This window comes from Acinetobacter rudis (assembly GCF_000829675.1).
Taxonomy (GTDB): domain Bacteria; phylum Pseudomonadota; class Gammaproteobacteria; order Pseudomonadales; family Moraxellaceae; genus Acinetobacter; species Acinetobacter rudis.
In genome coordinates, this window is sequence record NZ_BBRX01000010.1 from 1 (window position 1) to 15725 (window position 15725).

Annotated in this window: 14 protein-coding genes; all 14 read left to right on the forward strand. The window is 32.7% G+C overall.

What is annotated here, in order from left to right; genetic code table 11:
• The coding region (locus tag Aru01_RS18310) for a hypothetical protein (RefSeq protein WP_042111089.1) at positions 1–350 on the forward strand (350 nt) is incomplete at its 5' end.
• Between the two features lie 84 nt (positions 351–434).
• Complete coding sequence (gene tssJ, locus Aru01_RS01995) at positions 435–1091, forward strand: type VI secretion system lipoprotein TssJ (RefSeq protein WP_016655992.1); 657 nt, start codon at positions 435–437, stop codon at positions 1089–1091.
• 14 nt (positions 1092–1105) lie between these two features.
• On the forward strand, positions 1106–2443 hold the full coding sequence (tssK, locus tag Aru01_RS02000; RefSeq protein ID WP_016655993.1) for a type VI secretion system baseplate subunit TssK: 1338 nt from the start codon (positions 1106–1108) through the stop codon (positions 2441–2443).
• Between the two features lie 20 nt (positions 2444–2463).
• Complete coding sequence (gene tssL, locus Aru01_RS02005) at positions 2464–3675, forward strand: type VI secretion system protein TssL, long form (protein WP_016655994.1); 1212 nt, start codon at positions 2464–2466, stop codon at positions 3673–3675.
• A gap of 60 nt (positions 3676–3735) precedes the next feature.
• Positions 3736–7260 (forward strand): type VI secretion system membrane subunit TssM, encoded by a 3525-nt coding sequence (tssM, locus tag Aru01_RS02010; RefSeq protein WP_016655995.1) that lies wholly within the window; start codon positions 3736–3738, stop codon positions 7258–7260.
• Complete coding sequence (locus Aru01_RS02015) at positions 7254–7799, forward strand: TagF domain-containing protein (protein WP_016655996.1); 546 nt, start codon at positions 7254–7256, stop codon at positions 7797–7799. Before tssM ends, Aru01_RS02015 begins: the two co-directional genes overlap by 7 nt.
• A gap of 5 nt (positions 7800–7804) precedes the next feature.
• Positions 7805–8854, forward strand: a complete 1050-nt coding sequence (gene tssA / locus Aru01_RS02020) for a type VI secretion system protein TssA (protein ID WP_016655997.1) — start codon at positions 7805–7807, stop codon at positions 8852–8854.
• A gap of 15 nt (positions 8855–8869) precedes the next feature.
• Positions 8870–9382 (forward strand): type VI secretion system contractile sheath small subunit, encoded by a 513-nt coding sequence (gene tssB, locus Aru01_RS02025; RefSeq protein ID WP_016655998.1) that lies wholly within the window; start codon positions 8870–8872, stop codon positions 9380–9382.
• 22 nt (positions 9383–9404) lie between these two features.
• Positions 9405–10889 carry a type VI secretion system contractile sheath large subunit gene (gene tssC / locus Aru01_RS02030; RefSeq protein WP_016655999.1) on the forward strand — a complete coding sequence of 495 codons (1485 nt, stop codon included), beginning with the start codon at positions 9405–9407 and terminating at the stop codon, positions 10887–10889.
• A gap of 149 nt (positions 10890–11038) precedes the next feature.
• A complete protein-coding gene (locus tag Aru01_RS02035) occupies positions 11039–11524 on the forward strand; it encodes an Hcp family type VI secretion system effector (RefSeq protein ID WP_016656000.1) in 486 nt (161 codons plus the stop codon).
• Positions 11525–11579: 55 nt separating this feature from the next.
• Complete coding sequence (locus Aru01_RS02040) at positions 11580–12347, forward strand: type VI secretion system accessory protein TagJ (protein ID WP_016656001.1); 768 nt, start codon at positions 11580–11582, stop codon at positions 12345–12347.
• A gap of 7 nt (positions 12348–12354) precedes the next feature.
• Positions 12355–12834 carry a type VI secretion system baseplate subunit TssE gene (locus tag Aru01_RS02045; protein ID WP_016656002.1) on the forward strand — a complete coding sequence of 160 codons (480 nt, stop codon included), beginning with the start codon at positions 12355–12357 and terminating at the stop codon, positions 12832–12834.
• Positions 12835–12844: 10 nt separating this feature from the next.
• Positions 12845–14716: a type VI secretion system baseplate subunit TssF gene (gene tssF / locus Aru01_RS02050; RefSeq protein ID WP_016656003.1), complete on the forward strand. Its 1872-nt coding sequence runs from the start codon at positions 12845–12847 to the stop codon at positions 14714–14716.
• Between the two features lie 10 nt (positions 14717–14726).
• Complete coding sequence (gene tssG / locus Aru01_RS02055; RefSeq protein ID WP_016656004.1) at positions 14727–15713, forward strand: type VI secretion system baseplate subunit TssG; 987 nt, start codon at positions 14727–14729, stop codon at positions 15711–15713.
• Positions 15714–15725 lie beyond the last annotated feature (12 nt).

Below are 15725 nucleotides of genomic sequence, written 5' to 3' on the forward strand. Positions count from 1 at the left end.
CCGCAATTAAACAAGCGACTGCAGTTACGACTCCGTCAGCTGTTAGTACAACGGTTGAAACCAAGGCAGTTGAATCTAAAGTTGTTGATCCTGTCGCAGTTAAACAAGCGACTACAGTTACGACTCCATCAGCTGTGAGTACAACGGTTGAAACCAAAGCAGTTGAATCAAAAGTTGCTGAACCTGCCGCAGTTAAACAAGTTACAACAGTCGAGATGCCATCAGCAGTCAATACAACAGTTGAGGAGAAGCCAGTTGATTTTAAATCTGTCGGGCCTAATGCAGTTGTTCAACCTACAATTGTTAATGAGCCATCAGCTGTAATAATGCAAACAGACAAAACTAAATGAATAATAGGTATACAAGTCTAGAATTAGATGTAATTGAATTAAAAAATCATCTAATTTAGATAAATATAAAATTGGGTTTTATTTATGGAAATTATGAAATTTGTATTGTTGGGCTGGGTACTAGTATTCTTGACAGCATGTTCAACATTATCACCAAAAAAAACCAATAGTGAGGGAATATTGGATGTATATGTTTTTGCGGATAATGACATCAACCAAAACTTATTAGGGGAACCTTCACCTGTAAAACTGAGTATTTTACAGTTAATCAGTGAAGTAGAGTTTAATCAGATGAACGAACTCAGCTCTTCTGGGTCCTACAAAACTCATTTGGGTTCAAGTGTGCTTGAAGAAACTCATATTATGGTACGCCCAGGCCAAAAACTCGATTTTAAATTACCTATGAATGATCGGGCTGATTATCTAGGAGTTGTAGTAGCACTTAGAGATGTTGAGAAAAAGTGGAAATTTTCTTTATATAAACAACACCTACGTTGGTATCAACGAGGTGGAGAATTTTTATATTTAGAAGTTAAAGATGAAGGTGTCGTTCAACTATCTAAAAGTGAAGCTTTAGATAAGTTACTTGAAAAGAAATTAGCTGAAGAAAAAGTTAATTTGGATGAAATGACTGAAAAACAGAAATTAAAGTTGAAAGACAGTATTGAAAAAATGATGGATGAAAAGAAACCAGCAGATTTGAAAAAAGGTATCTATATCCAGTCTGAGCCAAACTTATAGGAATTTAGAAGTATATGTCAATTGAACACAAAGTGGTTTGGAATGAAGGTACCTTAATCGCTCCTCAGCATTTTCAGCAAACAGAAAGATATTATGATTCACTCGTAAATCATTATTATGCTGTAAGTCATGCTTATGGATGGGGGATTCAGGAACTTGTTTTTGATTTGTCTGCATTAAAGTTAGGTGCTATTTCTATTGATAGAGTTATTGGCTTTTTTAAAGATGGCAGTTTTTTTAATGGGACATTGGAAAATGCACCCAATCTCACTTTGAATGTACCTCCTAATACTGAAGATGAATATATTTATTTAGTATGGGCAGCTTCGTCAAGTTATAAACAAAATTATGGTTTCATTGAGGATCATGGTAGCGAACTATTTCGTTACATTCTTAAAAATGTCGATTGTGAAGACCATACCGATTTAAGCTTACCTAAAAGAGAGTTGTTAGTTGCTTCACCAAACTTAAGGTTATCTCTTGGTAATGCTCTCAATGAGAATGAAGCAAAACTTGCAATTGCTAAGATTTCCTCGGTAAGTTCAACAGGTGAAATTTTTCTGGATGAAAGCTTTATTCCATCTACATTAAACTGTCATGCAAATACAGCATTAAAACAATATCAGTCAGAAATTATGGGCCTGTTAAAACAAAAGGCGATGGCATTAACTGGAGTTTTAAATAATCCAAACTTAAGTAGTGCGGGTGATGTACGTGATTTCTTAATGCTCCAGACTATAAACCGTTACTATGCTTATATGCATAGTGTTACCACAACCCACCTAGTTCACCCTTTTATTTTCTTTGAAAATCTATTAAAACTTTATGGTGATTTAAGTACATTCAATTTAGATAAATCTAATTTTAATTTACCCGTTTATGATCATGATAGATTAAACACTTGTTTTAAAAAAATCGTATTAATGTTGCGAGAGGTATTATCCATTGTACTTCAGCAAAGAGCGATGATGATTCCACTAGAACTTCGTGATGAAGCAACTCGGGTAGCAATAACTCCAGATCCATCTTTATTAACTACGTGCCGATTTGTTCTCGCAATCAATGCCAGTTTACCTTCTGATGCATTGAGACAACGAATTCCAACGACAATTAAGATTAGTTCAGTTGAGAAAGTACGAGATTTGATAGCTTACCACTTACCTGGTATTCATGTTCATGCATTATCAACAGCACCACGTGAACTTCCTTATCATTCAGGGTTTAGTTATTTTGAAATCAGTAAAGATTCTGAGTTATGGGATGATTTAAGTCAGTCTTCTGGTATGGCAATACATTTAGCTGGTGAATTTCCTGATCTAGTAATTGAATGCTGGGCAATTAAAACTTATTAATTTTAATAAAGAGATTCGGAATGAGTACAATAAGGTTTGAAGAAATTGAAAAGAATATCCTTTCACAGGAAGGAGAAATAAAAAAAGTTAGTGGAGGTAATGTTATTGTTGAGTCGGCAATACCTTTATTAAATAAAGCATCTCAGATGAAATACTTTCAAAGTAAGGTTTCTACTCAAGAGGTACTCAATGGCTTGCGTAAAGATATTGAGCTTTTTGAAGAAACAGCTGAAGAGAAAGGTGTGCGGTACGAAACGATAAAGGCTGCAAGATATTGCTTGTGTACTTTGCTAGATGAGTTTGCGGCAAAAAATAGTTGGGCTGATCAAGAATGGGCGGCTCATAGTTTACTCGTTACTTTTCATAATGAGACTTGGGGTGGTGAACAATTTTTTAAATTGATAGACCGCATTAAACAAGAACCTCTTAAGAATATAAATCTAATCGAATTGATGTATTACTGCTTGGTTCTAGGTTACATGGGGAAATACCAAGTATTAAATAATGGCAAAGTATCGATTGAAAATATTAAGAAAGAGTTAGAGAAAATAATCCGTGAATATGGCACGCCTAGTTCTCCGATCTTAATTGATAACATAAACAAAAATAAATTATTGGCGAAAAAACATCGACATATTCCTTTTTGGATACTTGCTGTCATTGCAGGAGCCGTAGTTTTACTTTCATACACAGGATTAAATTGGTATTTAGCTCAACAAACGAGTGAAATTAATTCTCGTATAAATAAGTTGAGTGTGGCGCCAGTTCAAAGCAATTCTGGTGAGCAAATCCAATTATTATCACCCTTGTTGAAGAATGAAATTGATAATAAATTATTACAAGTGGATGAGGTTCCTGGAAAGAGTACCATTACTATATTAGGAGATGGCTTATTCACTTCTGGCGCAGATAAAATTCAGGATCGTTATTTCCCTGTAATGGCAGCTGTTGGCCAAGCATTAAATGAAGTGAAAGGTAGAGTGGTTGTTTCAGGGTATACAGATGATCAACCTATTAGCAGTACCCAATATCCTTCAAACTGGCATTTATCTCAAGGACGTGCAGATGCAATTAAAAAAATCTTGTCAACGTATATGAATGATCCAGCAAGAGTACGCTCAGAAGGTAAAGGTGCAGAAAGTCCTAGATACCCAAATGATTCTAATGAGAACAGAGCTAAAAATAGACGAGTTGAGATTACAGTTTATATTCAGAATGAATCGGCACAATAATTTTCAGCGTAAAAGCATTCTGTTCAAAATTTAAAATATGATGAATTAATAGGTATAAATATGGGTTTCTTAACAATGTTCAGTTGGGTATCGATGTGGAGTGTCTTTGGACTAATATCGATTATTACAACGATTTGGTTTGCTGGGCCATTAATCGCTATTGCTGAAAATAAGCCTTTAGAGTCGGTTTTAGCTAGGGTAATAGCAATTGTTGTTGTGTCTTTAATTTTTCTTGGTGTTTATTTATATAAGCTTTATAAGTCAAGAGCAATGAATCAACATGTTATTGATGAAATCAAGGCAAGCGATCTCAGTGAAGAAACTCCAAAGAAGGGTCCAGAAAAAGAAAGTGATTTAAAAGAACAGTTTAATAATATTGATCTTTTACTTCAAAAGCAGGAAGGTAAAGAAAATAAAAATATATTCCAAAAATTATTTGGTTCATCGAATGAATATATCTATCAGAAACCATGGTTTGTAGTTATTGGTGCTCCAGGAGTGGGCAAGACAACAGCAATTCTCAACTCAGGTCTTTCATTTCCTATCGGGTCTACAGATCACGTATCTAAATTGGCTGGAACCAGAGATTGTGATTGGTTCTTAACAGACGAAGCTTTATTGTTGGACACAGCAGGCCGATTTGTAGAGCAAAATGATGATCAAAATAATACCAATGATTGGAATGAATTATTAGGCTTATTAAAACGTTGCAGACCTAAACAACCTATTAATGGTTTAGTATTAATGCTGAGTGCTGAAGATATCTTGAGCGCAAACGATGACAAAATTAAGCAACAGCTTCAGCAGATTAGATTGCGGTTACAAGAGATGCAAACATCTTTTAATACCACTTTCCCTTTGTACATTATTGTCAATAAACTAGATTTGGTAAGTGGTTTTAATCAATATTTTAATTACTTAGATGATCAGGAAAGAAAAAAAGTTTTTGGTGTTCCATTAGATCCTCTTTCTGAGACTACAGCTGAGAAGATCAATATCATGACTGATGAAATTGATCGAATTGTTGGTAGAATACAGCAGAATATTTTTAAAAGTGTGTCGTATAACAACCAGGTTAATGATCCATCAGATTTAGCAATTGGTTTCTCTAATGAGTTCAACAAGTTTTCTCATTCATTAAAATCTTATCTTAAAAGATTGTTGAACCTTTCTCGTTATGATACTGACATTAATTTAGCTGGTGTGTATTTTACGAGTGCCGAACAAGTAGAAGATCAAAGTTTTATCTTAGATGAAAATCAAAATACTTTAATGCAGCCCAAATACTTAAATAATATAAGTACTAAATTAAGTGAAAAGGCAAGATCATACTTCATCAATGATATTTTTCAGATTCTATTGCTAGATACAGCAAATATTGCAGGAATCGATGTTGTATGGCTTAAAAAGCAGCGTAAAATATATTGGGTAGGCGTGGTTGCACTTGGTATTGTATTTATTATTTTGCTTAGTTTGCTGATTAGAGCATTTAACTATAATGGTAAGTACTTGACTGAAATTAGTAAGCAATTAGCTCTATTAGAGGTTAATTCTAAGAAAGTAGATCCTACAGAAATATCATCAGTATTAAACTTTACAAACTCGATCTATCTTCTACCAAAGAATAATATTAGTACAGACCTATTAGATCGCTCATTTAGTAAGAATCTAGGACTGGGTCAGCATAGTGATATTGAAATGGCTGCTTTTTCAAAGCAGCAAGGTTTAATTGATGAGAATGTTTTACCTCTTATTTCTAATGAAATTGAAAATAAATTAAGAGGTAGTATTCAATCGAAGGATTACAAAGATATATATAATGATCTGAAAGCATATCTAATGCTTTATGACAATAAAAAATATGATAAAAAATATATTTATCAATGGTTGCTTAATAATGTTATTTTGAAAACCAGCACTAGTCCAGAGTCAGTAAAATCACTTGAAAAGCTTTTAAGTGAAACAGTGATTACTCCACAAAAAAGTTATGATGCGGAATTGGTGACAATTGCCCGTGAATTATTAGCAAACACAGATATTGCTGAAATTATTATGCAAGACCTTAGTACACATACAAAGGGTCTTGATCAAAAAGGATTTCCAGTAACTTCTTTTGTAACTATGGGGGGTGTTTCTGCAAATAATATATTTAGACGGGTATCGGATAAGACACTAAATGATCCTGTGAATATTTTGTATACTAAATTTGGGTATAAAAATATATTTTTACCCTATGTGAATAAACGTTTAGTCGGATTCTATAAGGAAGAAAAATGGGTTATAGGTAACGAAGCCCAAATGAAATCTGTCGATGAAGTTGTAACTGACATATATCGTATTTATAGCCAAGCTTATACAACAGCATGGAAAAACTATATTCAAGATGTAAGAATGGTTCAGCCTAAAGATTTACAGCAAGCAATTGTTATGTCCAAGCAATTCTCTGAAAAGAACTCATCTTTAGCAGGAATTATCAAAGGAATTAGTCTCAATACAAACTTAATCGATCCCGTTGCAGTTAAGTCACCACAAGAAAATCAAACAAAACCTGAATTGAATGAGTTAGAGAAGAAGGCGACAGCTCAGGTCAATCCAAAGGTGATGATTGACGAAACTAAAGTACAAGGATATTTGGAAAATATTTCTGGTAATTTTTCCCAATACCAAAATTTGACACAATCCTCTCAAGAATCTGAATCTCAATTAGATGAAATTATAAGATCAATTAATGACTTATATGTCTATTTAGTTGCTTTAGAGCTCAGCATGCAGAGTGAAGATCAATTGATGCCGGATGTGCGTCCACTTGTAAATTATCGTGCTCAGGTGAATCGCTTGCCAGATCCATTTAGACCTATGTTGGATGCTTTTGTGGGAAAGGTCACAGAGTCCAGCCAGGCCTATAAGGACTCTCAAATGTCGAGCTTGGTGAAGCAACAAGACCAGATGTTACAAGCATCTTGTAAGAGTCTTGTTATGAATAAATATCCATTTTCAAGCAATGCTGTACAAGATTTATCTATACAGGAATTAGGTCAATTGTTTGGTAAAGACGGAACATATCTTACGGCTTTATCTAGTAACGTGACGGTAAGTCAAAATAGCAAAATACCGTATCGCTATTTTCTAGATAATAATGTAATCACACGTACACAACCCTATAAAGATGCGGAAACTATTAATATGCAGCTTTTTGCAGGTAAAAATGTACCAAAAGTCGATGTGGTTATGATTATACGTGCGATGGATAAGGAGATTGATAATCTAACAATTAGTTATGATGGTCAAAAATATCAGTATTATCACGGCCCATTAAATGAAGTGGTGCTAACATGGCCTGTTAAAGAAAACCGCTTTACCTTGGATGCTACTGCTGCTAATGAACGTCCTGAGCGATTAGAAGTTAATGGGGATTGGTCATTGTTTAGATTAATCGATAAAGCTTCAAAAGTTATTAACACTCCTGATGGACGTGGGGTGTTAGCTACATTTGAATTAGGTGATAAAAAAGTTTATATCGAGTTTCGTGCAGTATCTGGAAAAAATCCATTTAATTTATCAACTTTAAGAGCTTTTAAATGTTAGAAGATTTAGGGTGGATTGGAAAGCTACCAAATTATTCCGATTTTATTCAATCTGGAAATTTAGTTTCTGTTCAACGATCGTTAATGTCTTGGTTGACAAGAGGTCAAGATCATATTGGTGAACAATTTTTTAAATTGAATAATAATGATTCTGAAGTCTTTATTTATTATTTTTTTGTAGAGAGTTCTATTTCGGATCATAAACGTATACATGGTTTCTTTTTTTCTAGTAGAGATGCTCTAGGAAGAAGTTGTCCATTTATATTTTTTTCTCATAATCATACAATTTCAGCGATTGAAATGATTCCTAAATTAAATGAGAAGTTAAAAGAACTCGGTTTTAATTGGAATATGTTATCCAATAAATTAGATGATAGTTTTATTGATTCAATCCTAGATAAACTATCGGCAGTAGACTTAGAGATTGGATTTGTTGAGAATTTTGATACTTGGTATGAGTTACATCCTGAGTTTTGTAATTTAAATTTTAAAGTCGAAACTACTAATCATGTTGTATTTAGAAAATTGCTAATAAGGTAAGGTATATGATTTCTGAAGATACTTATAATAAACCAATCGATGAAAACAGTCCTGCTGGGATTAATGTTGAATACGATGAGGATTATCAAAAGCTATTAGTAATGCTTCAGACGAAGCCTGAGCAGCAGTTTGGTGACTTGATTGTAGAGGCTCAAGAACCTGATTGGGAAAAGGTATTTCACCTTTCTAGTGATATTATTTTGAGTAAAAGTAAAGACTTGAGTGTGATGAGTTATTTTACTCAAAGTGGTGTGATATGTTATGGTTTAAATAGTTTATCTGGTGGGTTAAAAGTAATTTTATCTAACTTAGAGTCTTATTGGGAAGATATTTATCCTAAATTACATGATGAAGATGAAGATTATGATCCTGAGTATCGTATTAATGCACTTTCATTATTTAACTCTTTAGATGGAATAGTACGTGACGTTAGAAATTCATTTATTGTAAAAAATGGTTTATCACAAACGTCATTTAACATTAAAGATATTGAAAATATTTTAGATAATCCTTCTAGTAGTCATGAATATTACCCTGGTGGTTTAGAACGTTTAAATATTGATATTCAAATTTCATCTGAACAATCTAATTCAGCAGTGAAGGCAGTAATTGAATCATTACAATATTTAGAGGATATCAAAACTTTATTTATCAAATATACGCCAGGATATGAAGTTAAGTTTGAGAATTTAGAAAAAATTCTTTTAAAAGTTAAAAAATTATGTGTTGTTGAGGCTCAAGTGAATGATATTCAAGTTGAAAACTCTCAAAAAGAAATAAATGTAAGTAATGAAATAAAGCCTGAGATTAATCAAGTTTTTAACTTGGCCAATTACACGGTTTCATCGCGAAAGGATGTTGATTTACTTTTAGAGAAAATTTATTTATATTTTGAAAAACATGAGCCTTCACACCCAGCGCCTTTATTTATTCGGCGTATACAAAGATTAATGAATTTGAATTTTTATGAAATTATGAAAGATATAAGTCCAGATTCATTAAACCATTTGGAAACATTAGTAGGGCAACCTATTGAAAATGATACTGACTATTAAATGTATAGGTGAAGCATGAGTAAGAACTCTGGACAAAAAATTTTAGCAAAAAACCGTTCTCCACGTGTTCAAATTGAATATGATGTAGAAATTTACGGTACAGAAAAGAAGGTTGAACTTCCCTTTGTTATGGGAGTGCTTTCGGATTTGGCAGGTAAGTCAAAACAAGAACTTCCTAATTTAAATGAAAGAAATTTTTTAGAAATTGATGTTGATAATTTTGACGACCGAATGAAGTCAATTAAACCGCGAGTTGCGTTTAGTGTAGAAAATACATTAACCAATGAAGGAAATATTAATGTTGATCTTGAATTTTCAAGTATGGATGATTTCTCTCCAAACCAAATTGCTCAAAAAGTTGAGCCCTTAAAAGAGTTGTTAGACGCGCGTACAGAGCTTTCAAATCTATTATCTTATATGGATGGTAAGACTGGTGCAGAAGAGCTAATTAGTAAGGTTTTATCAGATAACTCAATGCTAAAATCATTGGCTAATCTATCTAAAAATACTGATGACTCAAAAGACTAAATAATTGGAAGGAATAGGTTTAATGGCCTCTACTCAATTTGAAAATCAACTTGATAGTTCATTGTCTCAAACGAATGAGTTTGAACAATTAATTAATAAAGAATTTAAGCCAAAATCAAAACAAGCAGAATCAGCGGTTCAAGATGCAGTTAAGACTTTGGCTAAACAAGCTTTAGAGAGCGTTGTTCAACACTCTAACGATACGTATCAAACAATCGAAGCAATTATTGCTGAAATTGATAAAAAGCTCTCTGATCAAGTCAATGAAATTATACACCACAAAGACTTCAAAGAGCTTGAGAGTGCTTGGAGGGGATTGCATTACTTAGTTAATAATACTGAAACGAATCATTTATTAAAAATTAGATTCATGCCTTTAAGTAAAAAAGAACTAAGTAAAAATCTGAAAAAATTTAAGGGTGTAATGTGGGATCAAAGCCCAATTTTCAAGAAAATTTATGAAGAAGAATATGGTCAATTTGGTGGTGAGCCATTTGGTTGTTTAGTTGGTGATTATCATTTTGATCACGGTGCGCAAGATGTAGAGATTTTGACCGAAATGGCAAAAATTTCTGCGGCTTCACACTGTCCATTTATTACTGGTGCAAACCCGAGTTTAATGCAAATGGACTCGTGGCAAGAATTATCTAATCCACGTGATATCACTAAAATTTTCCAAAATACAGAATATGCTGCATGGAGAAGTTTACGTCAAAGTGATGATGCCCGTTATTTAGGTTTGGCTTTACCACGTTTTATGGTTCGTTTGCCTTATAGCGCTAAAGAAAATCCAGTCGATGACTTTAATTTTGAAGAAGTGACAAATGGTCATGAAGATTATTCTTGGGTAAATGCTGCATATGCTATGGCAGTTAATATTAACCGTTCATTTAATGATTATGGTTGGTGTACATCAATTCGTGGGGTTGAGTCTGGTGGTGTTGTTGAAGAACTTCCTACACACACATTTGAAACAGATGATGGTGGTGTTGACCTAATTTGCCCAACTGAAATTGCGATTAGTGATCGAAGAGAAGCAGAATTATCTAATAATGGATTGATGCCATTAATTTATAGAAAAAATTCTAATTTAGCAGCATTTATTGGCGCACAGTCTTTACAGCAACCTGCTGAATATCATGATGCAGATGCAACAGCTAATTCAAAACTTTCTGCACGGTTACCATATTTATTCGCATGCTGTCGTTTTGCACATTATTTAAAATGTATTGTGCGCGATAAAATCGGCTCTTTTCGCGAACGAGAAGAAATGGAGCGTTGGTTAAATGATTGGTTAATGAATTATGTTGATGGTGATCCAGTCAATTCTTCTCAAGAAATGAAATCTAGAAAGCCTTTGGCTGCAGCAGAAGTTATTGTTGAAGAGATTGAAGATAATCCAGGATTTTACACATCTAAGTTTTTCTTAAGACCTCATTATCAACTTGAGGGGTTAACAGTATCTTTACGTTTAGTATCGAAATTACCCTCGTTGAAGAGTGAATAATTATTGTTTTGTGTGATTAGTGTGATAAAATTCAATAATTAATAAATTATTGTTTTATTAATAACTCATACAATTATTATATTTTATTCATGGTAGTTGTATTAAATTGTATTTCTATAATATTTTTTAAATCTAAATAAGGTAAGTATATGGCTATTGATATATTTTTAAAAATCGATGGAATTAATGGTGAGTCTAAAGATTCAAATCATAAAGAATGGATTGATGTTCAAGATTTCACATGGGGCGCTAGCCAACCTGCTACATTAACTAGTGGTGGTGGCGGTGGCGCTGGTAAAGTTAATTTTAAAGATTTAAAAATTACTGCTGCAATCGATAAAGCTGCACCAATTATTTTGAAACATAGTGCAATTGGCCGACATATCCCGAAATTAGAAGTTTCTGTTTGTAAAGCGGGTGGTGAGCAAATTGAATATTCTCGCATTACATTGGAAGATGTAATTGTTACGGGTGTTGAGTTTGCTGGTTCAAAGACTGATGAAGTGCTTTTCGTTAACTATACATTCCAAGCTGTTAAAGTGAAGAATCAGTATTGGGAGCAAACTGAGCGTGGTGGACGTGGTCCAGAAACTCAGATGGCTTACGATATTAAACTCAACAAGTCTATTGGTTAATTTATTTAAAAAAATTAGCGTAGATTCTTACGCTAATTTTTTTTGACATTTATCTATGAAAATTAATATTAAAATTGATAGTTTAATTGATTCAATTAAACGTAATCCGTTAAACCAAGATTTACGTTTGGAATTAATCCAATATTATTGTATTGATGGTCGATGGGAGTCTGCTCTTAAATCAATACAACAGTATATAAAATTAAATCCTAAAGATTCTCAATCTAAAGAATTGTTTTACGGAAATATTAATTGTGAAATAAAACGTCAACAGGTTTTATTAGGTCACCAGAAAGCTGAAGTATATCCAAGATTATCTGTTGAACTAATTAATCATCAAAATGAGATATTAAATAATTATCTTTTAAAGGATTTTAATTTATTACAATCTCATTTTTTAAATACCTTATCAAAAGTGAATAATACTTTTGAATGTAATACTGGTAAGCAAATATCTACTGGTAGTTTTATTGATACTGATTGTCGATTGGCATTTGTTGTCGAAATTTTTTGTCAAGATAACTATTATTGGATCAGTATTAATGATATTGAAAAAATTATTTTTAAAGATAATGAGTTTTTGACAGATCTTATGTGGCGACGAGGAGAAATATTTACCAAGGATAATCAACATATTCCATGTTTTTTCCCTGTACGTTATCCTCTTACTGAATCCATTGAATTGGCTGATTCATTTAAGTATTCAACGACAACAGAATGGTTTAACACTGGTGAGCTCTCTACAGCAATTGGACAAAAAGTATTGTCTAATGGAGATGTAGACATATCATTTCTTGATATACATAGTTTAAATTCGATTTAATATTTATATGTCTAAGCATCAAAAAATTAAAAACTCTATATCTATTTTTGATCGTCTGATCGAAGAACACCACATAGAGGGTGTAAACGGTGTGGATAATCATAAGTTAAAGCAAATAGTCATTCGAGATTTGCTTTTTTTATTGAATACTCCAAGTTTCTACTATTCTAAGGATGATGCACAATCCGTTGAATATGAAAAATCCGTAATTAACTATGGTATAGAACCAATTTCTGGTAAACGTGTTGCAGAGATAGACTGGAGCCATGTTGAAAGAAATATTAAACAGGCAATTTTATATTTTGAACCTAGAATTTTACCGAATAATTTAGAGGTGAATTGTATTTTGGGGATAGATGTTAAAGCTAAATATAACCAAATGAATATTGAAGTAAAAGGTTTTATTAAATCTACACCATTTCCGGAAAGATTTGTGCTTCATACTAATTTGGATGTTGAAACTGGTAATTTTAAATTAACAAATTAAGGGTGCACTCTTGGATAAAATATTTTTAGAAAAATATCATCAAGAATTAAAGTTTTTTCGAGATGCATCAAAAGAATTTGCAGAGGAACATCCGAAGGCTGCAACTCGGTTAGGTCTATCTGCGCCAGAAATTGAAGATCCGTATGTAGAGCGTTTAATTGAAGCTGTAAGTTTTTTAACTGCTCGGGTAAATTTAAAAATTGATTCAGAGTATCCTCAGTTTGTTCAACATATTCTCAAAGTAATACATCCTGATTTGACTCAGTCAATACCAAGTGCGGGAATTGTTCAATTGGTGACTGATCATAAGCGTGCTTTTAATATACCTAAGCTTGCACAAGTTGTGACTTATGATCATGCAAAGGGTTTTCCAACTTGCCAGTTTTCTGTGTGTAATTCTCTACAAATAGTGCCATTTACAATAGAAAAAATAAGATATTCTCAGGATATCTCGCAATTACTGATTAAAAACACTTCAAAAAAAACATCAAAAGCCGTACTAAATTTTGATGTCTGTATTCCCGCAGGATTTTCATTTGAGCATCTTAAATATGCTGACTTACGTTGGCACATCGGTGCTGCTGATCTCAAGGTAAGTTCTGAGCTGATGTACTTTCTGGTTGAAAAATTAGAATATATGACCGTTGAACTAGAAGGTGTGGATGATTGGAAATATAGATTTATTCCAGATTTATATTTCTTGGGATTTGATGAGTATCTATCACTTCATAACAATAAATCTGCCAGTTATTTAAAACACATTGTTGAATATGCAGTCTTACCTGAAAAATATCTTTTTTTCACTATTAAGAACTTAGAAGCAGTTTTTAAAGATCTCTTTTTTAAAAAAACTGATTTAATGAATGTGAAAGACGATGATAAAAGTATATCAAATCCGATTAAACTGAAATTCAATTGTGTTTTTAACGATACATCTGAAGTTTTAGATCGTTTCTTAGATAGTGATAGCCTCAGCTTTAATAGCGTTGTATTAAACAATATTTTTAAAAGACGTACACGTGTAATTGTTGATCAGTTTAAGAATGAGCAGCATGTTGTAGTGGATAAATTAAGACCTGCAGACTATGAGGTCCTCAAGATTGATAAAATTGAAGGTTATAGTAAAAATAATCATAAGGTCAAAATCTTTGAACCTATTTATAAGCTAAGCAATGACACTGATCATTTCGATGATTCTAGTTATGGTTTTTTTTCAGAGTTACATAAGCAATCCTTTCTTTCATCTAAAAAGAATTCTTATAAAGGAAGTGAATGTTATGTGATGCTTACAAATCAGCTTAAAGCTGTAGTCGAAGATGAGCTAAATCAACTCTCTATTACAGCTTGGTGCAGTAATAGAGCTATACCAAGTGAAATTAGTTGGAGTCTAGACAAAGACTTGAAGATGTCTAACGATGCTTATAAGGTCACACAGATCAGACGTAAAACAAGTTTTAGTCAGCCGATTTCAGCACCATTAGAAAATGCGTCATTGTGGCGATTACTTAATTTGGTGTCTTCTAACTATATACCACTTCATTTGGACGATACCAAAGCTCTGACGCAACAAATTAAAAACAACTTATATTTATTTTATGAAATTACAGGAATCGTGTCTTTTAAGTCACAGGTCAATGCAATTCTAAATATTCAAGCTTCCAGAGTACGAACAATTAAAAAAATTAAACAGCAGTTAACTCCTGTAAATGGCTTGAAATTTGAGATTATTATTGATGATATGTTAATGAGCCATGTACACCCATATTTATGGGGGCGTATTCTTTTAGAATATTTAAAATCATTTGCACATATTAATCAGTATGTTGAGCTAAGTTTGAAAAGTAAAAACAAAACGACTATTGCCGATTATATAAGTCTTTAGAGTATGTGAAATGAGCGATAACGAAGTAGAGTTCTCAGATTTAAAGATTGTCAATGAGCAAGTTTATTTAGGTAAAATGCAGCTTTTTGCATTATTACGATCTTTAGAAACACTCTGTAATTTAAAGAGCGAGATCGGTGATGAAAAAAGGTTTGCTGATAGTCCACTGAGATTTGGACAATCAGCTTTTCTAGCCTTTCAAGATAAACAAATAAATGCACTGACCCTTAAAGAACGATATTTGAAAGTTGATATTAAGGGTTTTGGGGTTTTTGGGCCTAATGGTGCTTTGCCATTACACATTTCTGAACAGATCTATGAGAAAAAATTACATCAAAAGGATCAAACCTTTAATGATTTTGTTGATATTTTTCATAACCGTTTAATAGCTTTATTTTATAAATCTTGGCGTAATGCTCAAGATATTGTTTCTTTAGATGGGCAGGATTCTTGGCGGTTTAGTCGTTTTATCGGTAGTATGGTTGGAGTTGCAGATCAACAAGATTTGATTGGTGATATTAACTCATACTCTAAATTTTATTTTTCAAATTTACTTTTGAATGTAAATAGACCCAAAGAGAACTTGGAATTAATTCTGAGCCACTTTTTTAATATGCCAGTTAAAGTTATCGAAAATATTGGGCAATGGATTGATGCTGCAGAGTTTAGTACTCCACTATCTAATCCTAAAAAGGTAAGGCTTGGTGATGGAGTCATGATCGGGGATAAAATTTTTGATGCAACACAAAAGATTCGTATTGAAATTGGCCCTATTAGTCCAAAAACATATCTGAGTTTTTTACGTGGAGAATCTGCAGCGAATAAATTGATTGCTTGGGTTGATCATTATCTCAAACATCAATTTCAATGGGATGCTGAATTTATTATTGATAAGGATCAAATTGCTCAACAAAATTTAGGTTCAGGATTAGCTTTAGGATTTACATTATGGAATGGTCAACCAAAGATTAATCCAAGAGTAATAATACAATATTAAGCATAAGAGGAT